Origin of the sequence: Cytobacillus sp. (genome assembly GCF_964223445.1) — a bacterium.
GTDB lineage: Bacteria > Bacillota > Bacilli > Bacillales > Cytobacillaceae > Cytobacillus.
Window position 1 is genome coordinate 1 of record NZ_CAXQGS010000047.1, and the last position, 17,037, is coordinate 17,037.

At 41.9% G+C, this 17,037-nt stretch carries 13 protein-coding genes; 1 reads left to right on the top strand and 12 read right to left on the bottom strand.

Annotation, left to right across the window (positions count from 1 at the left end; translation table 11 throughout):
- Positions 1–91: 91 nt before the first annotated feature.
- On the bottom strand, positions 92–256 hold the full coding sequence (locus ACEQ1T_RS07170) for a hypothetical protein (protein ID WP_370222243.1): 165 nt from the start codon (positions 254–256) through the stop codon (positions 92–94).
- Positions 249–3,215 carry a formate dehydrogenase subunit alpha gene (gene fdhF, locus ACEQ1T_RS07175; protein WP_370222244.1) on the bottom strand — a complete coding sequence of 989 codons (2,967 nt, stop codon included), beginning with the start codon at positions 3,213–3,215 and terminating at the stop codon, positions 249–251. The genes ACEQ1T_RS07170 and fdhF overlap by 8 nt, the downstream gene beginning before the upstream one ends.
- 309 nt (positions 3,216–3,524) lie before the next feature.
- On the opposite strand from fdhF, the gene ACEQ1T_RS07180 reads away from it, so the two are divergent.
- On the top strand, positions 3,525–3,848 hold the full coding sequence (locus ACEQ1T_RS07180; protein WP_312886267.1) for a hypothetical protein: 324 nt from the start codon (positions 3,525–3,527) through the stop codon (positions 3,846–3,848).
- A gap of 93 nt (positions 3,849–3,941) precedes the next feature.
- On the opposite strand, the gene ACEQ1T_RS07185 is transcribed toward ACEQ1T_RS07180, so the two are convergent.
- The 10 genes from ACEQ1T_RS07185 to ACEQ1T_RS07230 all read right to left on the bottom strand — a co-directional run.
- Positions 3,942–5,300 (bottom strand): LVIVD repeat-containing protein, encoded by a 1,359-nt coding sequence (locus ACEQ1T_RS07185; protein ID WP_206843371.1) that lies wholly within the window; start codon positions 5,298–5,300, stop codon positions 3,942–3,944.
- A 484-nt stretch (positions 5,301–5,784) separates the two neighbouring features.
- A complete protein-coding gene (locus ACEQ1T_RS07190; protein ID WP_370222245.1) occupies positions 5,785–6,456 on the bottom strand; it encodes a GNAT family N-acetyltransferase in 672 nt (223 codons plus the stop codon).
- Between the two features lie 20 nt (positions 6,457–6,476).
- A complete protein-coding gene (locus tag ACEQ1T_RS07195) occupies positions 6,477–7,145 on the bottom strand; it encodes a GNAT family N-acetyltransferase (RefSeq protein ID WP_206843367.1) in 669 nt (222 codons plus the stop codon).
- A gap of 3 nt (positions 7,146–7,148) precedes the next feature.
- A complete protein-coding gene (locus tag ACEQ1T_RS07200) occupies positions 7,149–8,024 on the bottom strand; it encodes a carbon-nitrogen hydrolase family protein (protein WP_206843365.1) in 876 nt (291 codons plus the stop codon).
- A 246-nt stretch (positions 8,025–8,270) separates the two neighbouring features.
- Entirely contained in the window at positions 8,271–8,678 is a 408-nt protein-coding gene (locus ACEQ1T_RS07205; protein WP_206843363.1) for a hypothetical protein, read from the bottom strand.
- 473 nt (positions 8,679–9,151) lie between these two features.
- Positions 9,152–10,531: an N-acetylglucosamine-specific PTS transporter subunit IIBC gene (nagE, locus tag ACEQ1T_RS07210; protein WP_370222247.1), complete on the bottom strand. Its 1,380-nt coding sequence runs from the start codon at positions 10,529–10,531 to the stop codon at positions 9,152–9,154.
- A gap of 147 nt (positions 10,532–10,678) precedes the next feature.
- Positions 10,679–11,938, bottom strand: a complete 1,260-nt coding sequence (locus ACEQ1T_RS07215) for an exo-beta-N-acetylmuramidase NamZ domain-containing protein (protein WP_206843355.1) — start codon at positions 11,936–11,938, stop codon at positions 10,679–10,681.
- 90 nt (positions 11,939–12,028) lie between these two features.
- On the bottom strand, positions 12,029–14,143 hold the full coding sequence (locus tag ACEQ1T_RS07220; RefSeq protein ID WP_370222251.1) for a glycoside hydrolase family 3 N-terminal domain-containing protein: 2,115 nt from the start codon (positions 14,141–14,143) through the stop codon (positions 12,029–12,031).
- A gap of 69 nt (positions 14,144–14,212) precedes the next feature.
- Positions 14,213–15,952: a serine hydrolase gene (locus ACEQ1T_RS07225; RefSeq protein ID WP_370222248.1), complete on the bottom strand. Its 1,740-nt coding sequence runs from the start codon at positions 15,950–15,952 to the stop codon at positions 14,213–14,215.
- A 326-nt stretch (positions 15,953–16,278) separates the two neighbouring features.
- A partial coding sequence (locus tag ACEQ1T_RS07230) for an ABC transporter ATP-binding protein (protein WP_370222250.1) occupies positions 16,279–17,037 on the bottom strand: 759 nt, incomplete at its 5' end.

A 17,037-nucleotide genomic window follows, 5' to 3' on the forward strand; every position in this document is an offset into this window, starting at 1 on the left:
GGTTTTTGATTGTAGTGGTAGCTTCCGGTTTATCTACTGCTTTAACAAGTACATGTCATACTTTATCTCCCTGTCCAAATAGTCCATTCAATCATGAGAGTACTCCCCGATCATGCATATGTCCGACAGCTGTAAGAAGCTCAAGAATAGGTTCCTTATTTTCGATCAGGGCATTCTCCACTTCTTCCAGGTCTTTTTTTCGTTTATCCTCGGGGGTTAACTCAAAACGCTTGATGCTATTAATCGCTTTAGCCATGCTGCTTCCGCTCCTTTTTCACCATTTCTCCAGGGAAGATATAATCTTTTCTTGCCCATTTCTTTTCAACATTTACACCAATTTGCGGCTGCGGATTGCCATAGCGGTGATTAATTCTAGGAAGCGGATTGCTTCCTTCTTCACTCAGGATTTCAAGCTTTACTTTCGTTTCCTTATATGCCGGTGTATCGGTATCCTTGTCGGCATAACTGCTTGTTAATAAATTTATGGCGGCTTCGCCTCTGTCATTCATAGGAAGGTAAACTTCCTTCCCTTTAACCCTATCCGTTATATGGCACTTTACTTTCACATTGCCATATGGCGATGTCAAACGAACAAGTGTACCGTCTTTCAACCCTCGTTCTTCGGCTAGTTCAGGTGATACCTCCAGGAAAACTTCTGGTGTTTTCGAGCTGATTCCTTTTGACTTGTAGGTCATATTGCCTTCATGGAAGTGCTCCAGAAGACGCCCATTATTGACATGAATATCATATTCCATTGGATATTCAAGAGCAGGAGTCCAATCTACTGGAAAGAGTCTTGCCTTGCCATCCGGGAAAGGAAAGCCTTCCGTGTAGAGGAGAGGACTGTCCGTTCCATCCTCAGCCACCGGCCACTGCAGACTATTGTATCCTTCCAATCTATCATAAGTAACTCCTGCGTATAGTGGCATAAGTCCAGCTGCTTCTTCCATTACTTCACTTGGGTGCGTATATGTCCAGCCCGCTCCCAGCCGATTAGCCACTTCAATGATAATCTGCCAATCCGGCTTCGAATCCCCAAGCGGCTCGAACGCCTGGTAAAGACGTTGAATTCTCCTCTCTGTGTTTGTAAACGTTCCTTCCTTTTCCAAACTTGGACTTGCAGGAAGCACTACATCGGCAAACTCAGCTGTACGGGAAAGGAAAATGTCCTGCACCACAAAGAAATCAAGCTTTTCAAAAGCAGCCTGCACATAATTGATATTTGAATCCACAAGCCCCATATCTTCACCCTTCAGATACATTGCTTTCAGCTTGCCTTCATGAATTCCTTCTACCATTTCGTGATTATTCAATCCTGCCTTTTCCGGAAGCTTTGCTCCCCAAGCATTTTCAAATTTCCTTCTCACATCAGGGTCTGAAACCTTTTGATAACCAGGCAAATTATCTGGGCTGCTTCCAAAATCACCTGCCCCCTGCACATTGTTGTGGCCCCTTAAAGGATAGGCACCTGCGCCAGGTTTAGCGTAATTGCCTGTTACAAGAAGCAGATTTGAAATAGCTGTACTTGTATCACTGCCTCCAAGATGCTGTGTGACACCCATTGCCCATAATGCAGAAACACTATTGGCTTCATGAATCATTTCTGCCATTTTGATTAAATTGCCTTTGGAGATCCCGGTTGTTTCTTCTGCAAATTCAAGCGTATATTTCTCCAGGTTTGATACAAATTCTTCAAGGCCATTTACTTTTTCCTTCAGAAACTTCTCATCCGCCCAACCCTGGTCGATAATATATTTGGTAATGGCAGAAAGCCATACCATATCCGTACCCGCACGAGGACGCACAAACAGATCAGACCGCTCTGCCATTTCATGTTCCCTTAAGTCAGCTACAATTACTTTTTGGCCGTTTAGTTTCTGGGATCGCTTCACCCTGGTAGAAAGCACAGGATGGGATTCAGACGTATTTGAACCAATAATCAGCACTAATTCAGAGTTTTTAATATCTTCGATTGAACCAGCATCCCCTCCATATCCCACAGTTCGGAATAACCCTACAGTTGCAGGGGTCTGGCAATATCTTGAACAGTTATCGATATTATTTGTCCCTATGACTGCCCTGCCAAGTTTCTGCATTAAATATGATTCCTCATTGGTACATTTAGATGAGGTAATAAAGCTCAATGCATCTGGGCCATGCTGTTCCTTAATTTCTGAGAATTTTCGTGTAATCATTTCCAATGCTTCTTCCCATTCTGCTTCACGGAATGAATCACCTTCCCTGATTAGCGGCTTCGTTAATCGTTCCTCACTATTCACAAAGTCCCAGCCAAATTTCCCTTTAACACATGTAGAGATTCCGTTGGCAGGTGCTTCTGCCTGAGGCTCCACCTTCAGTATTTCTCGGCCCTTTGTCCATACATCAAAGCTGCAGCCGACACCGCAATAGGTGCAGACTGTTTTGGTCTTTTTAATTTTCTCTTCCCGCATTGCCGCTTCCATATCAGATATAGCCAGGATGGATCCATATCCCGTTTCAACATTTTTAGTGATTTCAATCATTGGACGAAGGGTGTTTTTAGCAATGCCAGTCAGAAATCCTGCTTCCCCCTCCATTCCCTTTTCCATCATGGCATTACATGGACAAACCGTAGAGCAGTGTCCACAGGAAACGCAGGAGGACTCGTTAATTGGCACATCATTATCCCAGATAACCCTTGGTCTATCCCGCTCCCAATCAATAGTAAGGGTTTCAGTAACCTGGACGTCCTGACATGCTTCCACACATCTTCCGCAAAGTATGCACTGATCGGGATCGTATCTGTAAAATGGATGAGATTCATCCTTATCATAAGGCTTTTGATCAAACGGGATGCTTTGATGATTGATTTTCATCGACTTAACCGTATTATGTATTTCACATCCCCCGTTGTTATAATCACAAACCGTACAATACAATTCATGATTAAAGAGTATCTTATCCATGGCAATGGTCTGCGCCTGTTTTACATCTGGATCCACAGTATCAATTACGTCTCCATCTTTCATTTTTGTGGAGCACGAACGGACGAGTTCTCCATTGACAGAAACAATACAGGTATCACAGGTTTCTATTGCTCCAAGGCTCGGATGGAAGCAAACCTGAGGAATTTCAATCGAACTATCGTTTAATAATTGCAAAACGGTTTGATCCTGCTTTGCCTTGATTTCTATACCATTTATCTTTATATTGAGATATTCTGGCAAATCAATCATCCTTTCAATGAATCTGTTTCTTAGGTTTTCACTACCCTTGCAAGCAAAAGTTAAACGTTTAGTTAAAGATATTGGCAGATAACTCCAGGCATTCTAACAAAAATAGATTATATTGGACACAAAAAAACGGCTGTAAATTCAGCAGCAAGATATATATTAAAGAAAAAATCATTAGGGGCTTTCTTTTTGCTTTGTACTCCGCTAATTGATTTAATTCTAATTGCAGCAACTACCATTGATTTGCACAGAGGAACAAAGGCAACCATCTTCCATGGCATTGCAGCAATTTATATTGTGTAACCGTCGCCTATGGATCTTCTGATTCAATGGGGAGACGAAAGATTTGCCTATAAGTTCGAAAATGGACCAAAACCCGAGAAGCCTGCAAAACACGGCAGAGAACATGCAAGGAGAGAAAGAAACGGATGGTATAGGCATCTTCTCGCATGGATAATTGGTTTAGTTTTATTAATGGCTATGATCCTTTTTATTGGCAATCCCAAGCAAACGGAGAGTCTCAAAGGATTAGCAAGAATATGGACATTGGCTCTTGCAATCGATTTTGCCATCAGCTTCAGTTATACTGTTTGGCCGAGAAAAATGAAAGCTGAAAACTCAAAGATAACTCTGTAGTTTCACAGGTCAAAAGTTTATCATTATAACCGTCCTTTTTTTAGGAGATATCAAAAAACAGGAGCCTTCTTGGGGACTCCTGTTTTTTAAATATTATTGGCTGCCGTTTTTCTGCAGAACTTTCAATCCAGAACCCATATCGGATGCAAGTACATAATTGCGATCTACGAATACACCCCAAATGTTAGATTTGCTTGGAATATAGACACCAATTTCTTCCGGATTCGACGGGTTTGTAATATCAACTGTCCTTACACCCCCTGCATAATGTGAGAGATACAATGTGTTCCCCTGAACCTTTGGATCATGGACCGTCGCTCCTCCAGGAATCTTCTCAGTGAAGTCGGTTCTAAAAGTGCTTAGAAGCTTTGGATCTGTCTTATCTTTGATATCATAAATCATTGTGTAGCCATAGGCACTCTCAAAGCCCTCTCTGGTTGGACCAAATACCTCCCTTGTCTCTATAAGGACATTTCCTCCTTTAGCTAAATCCATCGAATGGGCTGCTCCCTGAACATCATTGGCGAAATCCGTCCTGCCCAGATAAATTGGATTTTTGGCATCGCTAATATCAAGTATGATTGTTCCTAAATCCCAGTACGAAAGGAAAGCTGTTTTCCCAGTTCCATCTGTTTTGACGCTATGAGCAAACGCTGCCCTTTGAATTCCTCCCTCATCAGTCCAATTATATCCATCATAATTATCATCGTTCACTTCAGGTATATAATTGCGCGGATTAAATTCATAAATTGTTTCAGGCGTTGAGGGATTTGTAACGTCTACAATATTAACATCCATTTTTTCACCATGAGAATACAGATCTGCATAGCAATTTGCAGTCAGCACATAAACATTATTTCCTTGAACGGTTAGGTAAAGTTCATGTGTTCCCCGTGCCCCCGATGTATCTTCCCAAAATCCCAGTTCCTTTGGTTCCCGAGGGTTTGTTACATCGTATAATACAAATCCTCCTTTTGCATTTGGGTTGGTTCGATCTACCTTTTGAACGCTGACTGCAGCCAAATCACCTTTAAAGTGCTTCGTATTAACAGTTTTTACAATTACTTTTTCCTGCCATGTCCCTGGAATATGAGCAAATGACGACACTTCTACTGGATTTGAAGGCTCTTTCATATCAAATACACGCACTCCGCCTTCTCCGCCATTTTTCGTATGTGTGCCTACATAGGCAAACCCTTTATGCGCATAAACGTCACCCGATGAATTTTGTACCCCCTCTTTAACTTCTTTTAGCGGAACAGCCGCAACTTCTTGAAGATTACCTGTATTCTTAGTGCCTTCAAGTAATGGTACAGATAATTCAACACCGGCCAGACTATCACCTTTTTCAATACCTCCACTGAATTCATCATGTGCAAGTGCTGTTGTGCCACCCGCAGAAAGTACAAGAGCTCCAGCTAATGCGGTTTTAATTAAGATTTCCTTTTTCAAATGGACTCCCCCTTAATATAATGCTGTATGTAGTCGGCACTCTAAGATTTAAGTGTCCCGAAATACTGCATTTTTATAGTAAAGAAAATTCAGAATTTTATACATCACCCAGATTTCCTAAAATTTCTACAAAATAATACATGTCCTCCTTCATCCTATGTAACTATAAAAATGTTTAGCATATGAGATTTACACTATTTAATTTCAGATTATTCCGCATTTCTTTTGTCCCAAAAAAATGCACCTTCCAATGGAAGATGCCTAAATTTATCTTCTGTTTTTCAGCTTCCTTTTAACAGCAGGGACAACATATTTTTTCACAAGCGAAACACCTTTCTTTGCAATAAACGCTTTTATTAATCTCTTTACGGCCATGAACAGATCCCTCTTTTCGGTTGAACATTACTATTATATTCATTCCCTTTTTCGTTTCCCCTCTAAACATAAAAATAAAAAGCCCTTAAGTATTAGGGCTTTTTGCAGATTATAAAGGCAATAGGGAAATATATTCCTTCTCTTTTAACTGCTCTATCATTGTATACCAATCCTGCGGTTTAGCAGATAAAACAGAATAATATTCTGTTAAGAAATTAATGACTAATTCAGCATGAATTTCTGTGATTTCTTCATCAGCTGGCATGAAGCAAAAATCAAGTCCTTTAACTGCTTCCCCATCATTTTTCCAGGAAGGATGAAGATAAGGAAAATCAAGCTTTTTATAGCCCATATGAGACAAAACCTCACGGCGGACGAATGGGTTCATTGGCTTGGCACCGCCAAATTCATGGTCTTCAATCCCATAAGGATCATAAATTTCTGCAAACATGCCAAATAGCTCTTTACCGTTTTGGCGGGTAAGTTCCGTCAGATCCTTGGATCGATTTCCTGCAAGGAAACGGCCAATGCTTAGTCCCTGACGGCCAATGATGGTAAAATCAGTCATGGCAATATTCCATTCCGGATAGTAGCGATATTCGGTAGCTCCAACCACATCACCTTCATGAACAGCCGCAAACACACGAATTCCCGAATCTTCAAGAGGTTCCTTCCATAGTTCAAACTCAAGTACTTCTTCAGGAGGAAAGACTTCTTTCATTAACTCATGCATTTTAACAAAGAGCGGATCATGAATACTCGTAATTCTGATATATTCCAATGTACTATCTCCTTTGCCGCTTATACTTTAAATGGATTCTTCCACTCCATTAAGGCACCGTAATTAAGTGACTCTTCATCTTCTAAATAATTTTCTGCAACAGTGAGCGGAGTTCGGCCGCACCTCAGCAAAAAAGTGATAACCGGATCTTTCTTTTTCCCATTGATCAATTGCTGAAGATATTCCTGGGCAGACAATTCATGGGCAAATTTATGGTAGCCTGGCATCCGCCCCCCACCAAGCAAGCGATCGAGACCTAAGTTTATGACAACCTGATACATAGCCTGCATCATTAATTTGCCCAGCCCAAGTTTTCGGAACTTGGGGCGGACACTTATATCAACAATATATAATGTGTTGCCTTGAGGACTATGATTGCGAATATAGCCGCTGTCTGTTATTTCTTCCCATGTATGCTCCGGGTGTGAAGGGTCAAAATCAACAATCAGCCCGGTTAAAGACCCTGCTAATACTCCTTCAACTTCGATGCAAAGTGCACCATCCGGAAAGAGCTCCACATGGTTAGTCAATTGCTCCTTATTCCACCATAAATCTGAAGGAAAAGGGGGCGGAAAGCATTCTGCCTGAATGTCAATTAACTGATCAAAATCCGCTTTACTATAATTCCTGATTACAGCCGGAACCGGCTTATCCCCGTCAAACACATAAAATTCGCTTCTATATGACATATTTCAGCCTTCGATATTTTCTTTTTCCCAGTCTACATACAGATCTGTTCTGCGGTCGCGCCAAGTCGTAACAGAGCCTCGTTCGCGGACTTCATATAAAAGGCTAAGGTCAAGATCGGCAGTCACAATCATATCGTCATTCAACTCGCCTTCCACCATAATCCCCTTTGGCGGAAATGGAATATCATTTGGTGTAATGACAGCTGCCTGGCCGAAATTGGCACGCATAAAGTCGACAGTAGGCAGGGAACCAATTGTTCCTGTGACCACAACATAAACCTGATTCTCAATAGCTCTAGCATGGCTTGTATAACGGACACGGTGGAAACCATGCCGGTCATCCGTGCAGGAAGGACAGAAAATAACATCTGCTCCTTTTGCTTTAGCCATACGGACGATTTCCGGAAACTCAATGTCATAGCATGTCAGGATGGCTATTCTGCCTTTATCTGTATTAAATACACGGAGGCCTTCGCCAGGCGACATATTCCACTCATGGACTTCAGTAGGAGTGATATGCAGTTTTGCCTGTTCTTCAACCCGGCCATCCGGATAAAATAAATGAGCGACATTATAAAGACGGCCATCTTTGTTAATAACGTGTGTACCGCCGATAATATGCATTTTTGTATCTTTAGCAAAATTGGAAAATAGCGTTTTATACTGATCGGTGAAACCAGGCAGTTCGTTAATCGTCAGACTTGTTCCCTGCTCACTTCCAATGGACAAAAGCTGTGTGGTAAAAAATTCAGGAAATAAGACAAACTCCGTTCCGAACTCCTGGGCAGTTTTAATGTAATGCTCACATTGCATGGCAAACTCTTCAAATGAACGAATGGTGTGCAGATGATACTGCACAGCGGATACACGAATTTTCAATGTACTCCCCCTCATCAGAAAAATGTATAGATGAGTATCACTCTATCTTTAAAAGATTATCAATGATTTTCCTTCATTGCACAATACTTTTTTATCGGAATGCGAAATTTTTTAATTAATACTATTTAAGATAACAAACAATACTTTTACGATTTTTTTAGCTCCAGCTAATAGACTAATAGTCCGAATTGGAAATAAAATAAAATATTAAAAAAGCATTACTCGTCAAAGCAATGCTTTAAGTCCTTATTTTAATAACTTGCTTATTTCTGCAATAAGCCCGACACCTTTTTTAAAGTCTTGATTTGCAGCTTTTATTAACCTCATATAAATGCCTATTAGCGATGCATTTTGTTCCTTTAATTCACTTATCTCTCTTTTCATAAAAATCAGGTCAGCTTTCATTGATGCCATTTGTTTCCTTAATGCTTCTATATCTTCAAGTTCGATATTCTCTTCACTTACTGCATCATCCTCTTGCATCTCTCTTAAACCTTCTGACAGATTCATTATAGAATCATCTTGAATTATTTTACTGGCCAAACTGAATAATGAAGTAAAATCTATAGTCTGGTCTTTCAGCAGTTTAGCAGCTAGCTTTTCCAGATTTTCCGAATCCTCTAATGCACCTTTCCCTTCATTATTATCAACCATAATCAGACCGCCTTTCTTAGTTTCTATCCTATACTATGTATAATCTCAATAAGTGGAATGGACAAACATACAGTAAAAGCAGAAATTGAGGGACACCAATTTAAAAAACCCTGGACGTTCACCAGGGTTTCAAACGGACTCAAATTCTTTTATATTATTATGCGCAAGGAGCTTGACATTCTAAAAGCCGACAAATTGCATCTCTAATTTTCCCTGTCAATCTCGGTGCGAAAATGCTTGCTAAAAGCAATAAGAATGCTAAAGCAAACACAATTAACCCCGTTAATGGTCCTACCATAGTGATATCCCCCCTTTTTATTCAATTAATAAGGGTACCCTTACGCTGTTATCGTATGTTCCAAATATGGACATGCTTAAACAAACATCCCGAGCCAGCAAAAATTGGCTCTTGTCCAGTCACCACCATACGAGAATAAAAAATCCGGCCCTTCAACAGAGCCAGATTACAAATTTTATAGTTTCTTCTTCATTTCATTTGAAAGGAACTCTACATCCGTTCCAACTATTACCTGAAGACTGGTTTTGCTGAGCTTTATTACTCCTTTTGCCCCAATCTGTTTTAAATGCCCTTCATCAACCAGCGCTATATCTTTCACCTTTAAACGAAGACGGGTCACGCAGTTATCAATTTCTTCGAGATTTTCTATACCGCCCAAAGCCATCAAATAGGCATTTGCTGCTTCGGCATAATTGCCTTTAACAGCATAATTATCTTGGAATTCACCTTCAATTTCATCTTCCCTTCCCGGCGTTTTTAAATCCAGTTTCTTGATCAGGAAATAGAAAACCACAAAATACAGAAGACCATAAAGGAGACCTATTCCCGCAAGCAGCACTGGCTTCTGGGCAATGCCGAAGTTTAGGATGTAATCCAGGGCGCCTGCAAAGAACCCGAAACCATGATGAATATCCAGGGCATAGGAGATGGACATAGCCAGACCTGTTAAAAGAGCATGAATTAAATATAAAACTGGTGATAAAAACATAAATAAGAATTCAATCGGCTCTGTAATACCGGTCAGAAAGGAAGTAAATGCTAGACCTGCCATCGCCCCGGCAACCGCTTTCCTTCTTTCCTTTCTAGCAGTGGCAACCATGGCAAAAGCAGCACCCGGCAGTCCAAACATCATGATCGGGAAGAACCCTGTCATGAAAATTCCTGCTGATGGATCTTTAGCAAGGAAGCGCCATAAGTCCCCTTTAATGACATCCCCGGCTGCATTGGTAAACTCACCAAACTCAAACCAGACAAGCGTGTTCAAAACATGGTGGAGCCCAACAGGAATTAATAATCGGTTCAAGAATCCGAAGACTCCAACACCTGCAGCACCTGCACCAATAATCCAATCGCCCACACCATTAATGCCTGCCTGGACCGGCGGCCACACATACCCGAACAAAAATGCAATGACAATCATAACAAGTGATGTGATAATCGGCACAAACCGTTTTCCTCCAAAGAAACCAAGCCATTCCGGCAGCTTAATATCATGATATTTATTGTATAATAGCCCTGCAATAATACCGGAAATGATTCCACCAAAAACACCCATATTGACCGTTTCGTTTATTGCTGCGGCACCTTCAGTCAGAACAAAATACCCCACTGCGCCGGCAAGGGCAGCTGCCCCGCTGCCATCCTTAGAAAAACCGATGGCAATCCCTATGGCAAACAAAAGTGCCAAATGTCCAAAGACCGCATTCCCGGCTGCTGATATAAACGGAATGCCTAATAGGTCATCCTGTCCCAACCTTAACAAAAGTGCAGCTGCAGGCATGACTGCAATCGGCAGCATTAAAGACTTGCCAATCTTTTGTAAAAACCCCAACATTGTTATACACCTCTTTCTGCATGGATTATTACATATTATGAACAGGCTTTATCATTCAGTACCAGACGCCATCAGTATTATGCCGGCCCGCCTAATAATTAAAAAAAGAACCTGGGGCATTTTGCCGCCAAGTTCTTTCCTGCCAGTTTAATAGAGTAAATATTCTTCACGTGTCTTTTTGAATAGTTTTAATTCGGTCTGCCATTTGGAGGAAATTTCTTCAACTGTCTTCCCTTCCTCAATGGCTTCACGTACCCAGCCATTGCCCATCAGGTTGTCAAAAAATGAAATTCCAGCACTGTTCTCTGCACGGAATTCGAAGTCTTCCGGATACATATCATGGATCGCCTTCACGATGTGAAGTCCTGTCTCGACAGGCTTGAACGCATCGCGATGAGTAACATGAATTTGAATCCCATGGGAAAGCTGCCCTGCATGCTTAGAGAAGCTTGGTGTAAACGAAGCAGCTCTAAAGGTTACCCCCGGAAGATTAAGACTGTTCAAACGTCCAGCCAGGTCATCGGCATTGATAAATGGAGCACCAATTAATTCAAACGGCTTCGTTGTTCCACGTCCCTCAGAAACATTCGTCCCTTCAATCAAAGCAGCTCCCGGATATACTAAAGCTGTATCCAGCGTTGGCATATTAGGAGACGGCATGACAAACGGAAGGCTGGTGTCATCGTAATACATATTGCGCTTCCAGCCATTCATTTTGACAACAGTCAAATCTGCACCAATTTCGAACTCTTCATTGAATAATTCAGCCAGCTCACCTACAGTCATCCCATGCCGGAGCGGGATCGGGTAATTCCCCACAAATGAGGAATACTTCATATCAAGCACTGGCCCTTCAACCTTTGTTCCACCTTGAGGATTTGGCCTGTCCAGCACGATGAAAGGGATATTGTTTTCTTTTGCTGCTTCCATCGCATATGCCATTGTGTAAATATACGTGTAAAAACGTGTTCCAACATCCTGGATATCAAACAGGAGCACGTCGATATTCTCCAGCATTTCAGGTGTAGGCTTCTTGGTTTTTCCATATAAACTGTAAACAGGAAGCCCTGTCTTTTCATCTATATAATACTCAACGTATTCTCCTGCCTGTGCACTTCCGCGGACTCCATGCTCCGGACCATATAAAGCTGTTAATTCCACGTCAGGATCTTTGTGCAGAATATCGACAATACTGTTTAAATTCTGGTCGACCCCAGTAGGGTTTGTAATTAAACCAACTCTTTTTCCTTCTATGAGATCCTTTTTATCATCTAAAAGAACTTCAACACCAAGCTCGAATTTCTTCTTCTTGCCTTTTCCTTTTCCATTGCCGTTATCTGCAAGCACAACAGTTAAAGAAGAGAGTACGAGAATCATTGTCAAAAATGCCATGAGCCATTTCTTCATTATATTTTCCCTCCTTGGTTAAGAAAGAGGTACGGGCAAAACCCCGGGGCTGCTGCCCGTACCCTTTCCTTTTCAAAAATAGCAGTGTGCCTAATAGCTCAATCCATGGCCAAATTCATATAAAACACTGCCATCTGTACCCGGAATTGTTACAGGCAATTTACCTGAAGGATTAACCTGGCCAAAAACAACACCTGCAGATGCATCAAAGCTCGCAGCTCTGAATCCGTATTGTGCAATGTATGCATCAACCTCCGGATAGGCCATGATGTCATATGGGTTACGGATGCCAACCGCAATAACCGGGGCTTCTGACTCAGCGACGATGGAATTAACCATTTTCATCTGCGCGCTGTCAGGTGAGCGGCCTGATACATTAAACGTATAGGAGCCAACAATTACAGCACTGGCATTCCTGATTAGCTGCTTCTGCTCTTCCGTTAATGCATAGCTTGAGGTCTGGATGACCGTTGTGTTTGCATGAAACTTGCTGATTGCGTTTTTTAAGTCTGCAATATACGTATTGCCGACAACGACAATATGATCTTCAGAAGATAATTGCAGCGGCAGTACATCTTTATCATGCTTTACCAGTGTGACTGAACGTTCAGCTGCTTCTTTTTCTATTTGTTTATGTTCTTCTGATCCAACAATCTCAAGTGCGTTTGCAATTTTTTCATCAATCGGCTGTGGTGTCTCTTCTTTAATAATTCCCCGCTTTATTTTCAGTGTTAAGATTCGTTCAACTGATGAATCAATGCGTTTTTCTGAAATTTCTCCATTCTCCACCGCTTTCAATAGCCCTTCTGCAACTTCTTGAAGTCCAACAGGCATTAGGACAATATCTGTTCCAGCTTTAACTGCTCTAATAGCCGCGTCAACTGGTCCAAAATGTTCTGCGATGGCATTCATATTCATTGCGTCTGTTGTAATAACACCATCATAGCCCATTTCTTCTCTCATAAGTTCAGTCAGCACTTTATGGGAAAGAGTGGCCGGAACTGCAATTTCTTCACCCGTTTTTTTCGAGATTGCTTTTGTATCATCAATCTTAGGGAAGGTAACATGTGCTGTCATGATGGCATCAATCCCTGCTTCCATTCCCTTTTGGAAAGGATAAAGTTCAACTTCTTTTAGGCGATCTTTGTCATGTGGTACTTCAGGCAATCCAAGATGTGAGTCCACTGCTGTATCTCCATGTCCGGGAAAATGCTTTGCAGTTGCGGCAACACCTGCTGATTGCAATCCTTGTGTATAAGCAACACCCATGTCAGCGACAAGCTGCGGGTCCTCACCAAATGAACGAACGCCAATTACCGGATTGTCGGGATTATTATTTACATCCATGACAGGTGCAAAGTTCATATTAATGCCGAGTGATGCAAGCTCCTCTCCAATCGCCTTGCCGACCTTGCGGGAAATTTCTTCAGAACGTGCAGCCCCTAATGCCATATTGCCAGGCATGTCCGTTCCTGATTGAAGACGTGTAACAATTCCGCCTTCCTGGTCAATCGTCATCAATAAGCCGAATTTATCGGCAGCTTTCTGATAGTCTGAAACCAGTGTGGCTGTCTGTTCTGTTGTCACTACATTTTCACGGAATAATATAACTCCGCCAAGATGATAATCTTTCACCAGCTTCTCAATTTCTGGCAGCATTTCAGTGACATTTTTTCCCTTCCAGGTGCGGAAATCCGGCATCAGCATCTGGCCGACCTTCTCTTCAATGGACATGTTTTTCACTGCCCGGCTAATGAGATCATACTGTTTCCCATGCTCCTTAATGATTTTCACTTTAAAAGCTGGCTTGCCTTTGCTGCCCTTTTTGCCGTCAGGTTTTATTTGAAGTGCAATACGGTCCTTATATACTCCATCCGTTACACTGATGAAGGTTTTTCCGGGTTTCCCCATTAAGGTGATATTCCCCGACTGATCAACTGCTGCAACATTTTTATTGGAAGATTTCCATTTCACATCATCTGAAACTCCAACGAAATGTCCTTCCTTAAATACATGAAGAGCCTTTAATCGAAAAGTATCTCCACTAATCTCTGTACTGGCCTCAGGCACATTCTGCAGGATGATTAAATCCTTTGCTGCACTTTCTGCTGATGCTTTTTTCAATGTTCCTGCGATCCATAACTGTGAAACGGCAAGTGTAATTGCGAGAAGGGAAATGAACATTACTTTGCGGGCTTTAACCATTTCTTCCACCGTCCTTACTGCATTAATTTCATATGCACTTAAGCTTACTTTTCACTAAAAAATCGAATGCTAGTAATTTCTTTTTTTCCACCCGTTTCCTGAGAAGGAAGGCGTCACTTTTTGGCCATCTGAAAATATGAGTTTTACATTATCAACATACCAGCCTCTGCCGTTTACTGTACTGTCTGTCTGGTATCGGAATCGAATGTGAGAGGTTCCTGCAGGAATCGTTAGTTTTTCCTTCTTCCAATCAATGCTGCTGCCTGTTAATGGCTGGGCAGCCTGTGTCCAATTGATGCCATCCTCTGATACCTCAACAAAGGCCATATCCGCATTGGTTTCAGTTCTGTACCAGGTATCAAACGACAGGACTGCTTCTTCATTGAGATCCACTTTAGCCGTTAAATTATGCTGAATTTTATCTCCATATCCTGAGAACCAGGCATCTCCTTTTCCAGGGATTGCAACAGGAATGGAATCTGCTACCTGTCTTGCAAATGCCCGCCTTGCAATATTTGTTGTAACTGTATTTCTGGATGGATGGACCCGATTTGTTAAGAGAATCGCAATCGTGCCATTATTCCGGTTTATTACAATGGATGTTCCAGTGTACCCTGTATGCCCAAGTGAAGTTCCCTCTGATAAGGCATCCATGAACCATCCCTGACCAAGCTCCCAGCCAAGGCCATGATCATCACCAGGAAATTGAGGAATCTGGTTTTGAATCAGCATTTTCACCGTCTCTTCCTTTAAAATCCGCTTGCCGCCATAACGCCCGTCATTCACATACATATGGGCAAGTTTAGCAAGATCGGATGCAGTGGAAAAGACACCTGCATGTCCGGCAACACCATCAAGGGACCAGGCATTTTCATCATGAACTTCCCCCCAGACAAGACCCCTGCCGATAGCAGGCTGGTATTCCGTGGCTGCAATCCGCTGTTTTAAAGATTCAGGAGGATTATACATCGTATCCTTCATACCGAGGGGGTTGGTTATGCGTTTTTTCACAAACTCATCCAGACTTTGTCCTGACAAGCGTTCGATTATTGCGCCGAGCGTAATCATATTTAAATCGCTGTATGTATACGCTTCGCCTGGTTCAGTGGCTAATGGATGTTTAAAAACGATTTGCATGCGATCGTCTCTGCTGCTCCCTTGTGAATATAAAGGAATCCATGCAGTAAATCCTGAAGTATGTGTCATCAGCTGGCGAATCGTTACATTTTCCTTGCCGTTTTCCGCAAACTCGGGGATATATTTCGCAACAGGATCATCCAGTTGAAAGCGGCCTTCATCATACAATATCATCGCAGCAGTCGTTGTAAAAATTTTACTGATTGAAGCCAGATCAAAGATAGTATCTTCCGTCATTTCAATCGGATTCTGCGCTTCAGTGAATTTATCATCCGTATAGCGGTAGGAATATCCGTATGCATCATGTTTGACAATATGGCCCCGTCTTGCGACAAATGTAACAGCACCCGGCATGACTCCCTCTGAAATCATCTCTTCCATTAATGGATCGATTTCATTGAGCGGCTGCTGAACCATTCCAGCTCCCGCCGCTGAACCTGGATGAAGAATAGGAGAAATCGGCCCAGGGCGATCCCACGAAAAAATTGGATGAATTTTGTGTTTCACATCTTTATGATTCTTCATTTCCATCGTTGGCTTAACTCCTTCCGCGCCCTGCGCAGATGCCGGATATGCTGCCGGAATAAAGAGTGATGTGCTAAGTGCTGCAGATAGCACAACAAGCTTGGTTTTATTTTTCATACTGCCTCCTTTAATTTTATGAACTTTCATCAGCCAATAACCTCCTTTATGTTTGAAAGGGTTTACATACTGTAAGATTAATAGAGATAGAGTATAGTTGTCTATACCACATAAGTCCTGTTCTAGTTAAAAACTTCCATATTTTTGACTAAATCGATAGTTCTTTTTGACTGTTCTGAAAATTATGCTTTTATTTATTGGCTCTCATGAATTGTTTGCAGATTTCCCGGCATTGTTTGTAAAAATGAATGCTTGTTTGCCAGTTTCTAATATCTTTTCCAGGTTTGTTTGATGAAACAGTATTTTGCAGAGGTCACCATTTAGACAAAAAAGCAGAATCCATTACGGATTCTGCTTTATCTTTGGAATTGCACATTATGGAGACCTGCGAAGATCCCGCCCTGTTCTATTAACTCATCATGTGTACCTTCTTCGGCAATGCCGTCTTCTGTGACAACCACCACCCTGTCTGCATTGCGAATGGTTGCGAGCCTGTGAGCAATCACAAGTGTGGTGCGGTTTACGGCAAGCTCATTCAACGCCGTTTGAATAATCTGTTCGGTTTCTGTATCCAATGCCGAAGTTGCTTCATCCAGAATCAGAATTGGCGGATTTTTCAGGAACATTCTCGCAATGGCAATTCGCTGTTTTTGTCCACCGGACAGCTTTAATCCCCGTTCCCCAATTTGTGTTTCGTAGCCATCCGGAAGAGATGCAATGAAATCCTGCAGGTGAGCTTTTTTAGCAGCTTCAGCAATTTGCTCATCTGTTGCCCCAAGCATTCCGTAAGCTATATTTTCTTTCAGGGTACCGGTAAACAGGAAAACATCCTGCTGGACAATGCCGATTTGCGATCTCAGTGATTTTTTCGTCATATCCTTGATATCCATGCCATCGATCTTAATGCTTCCGCTATTTACATCATAAAAGCGTGGAATCAAAGAGCAAATCGTTGTCTTTCCGGCACCTGAAGGTCCAACAAAAGCAACTGTTTCACCTGCTTTTATTTGAAGGTGAATCCCCTCAAGCACAGATTTATGCTTGTCATAACTAAATGCTACATCTTGAAAGCGGATATCGCCCCTTAAGGATTCAACCTCAATGGCATCTTTTGC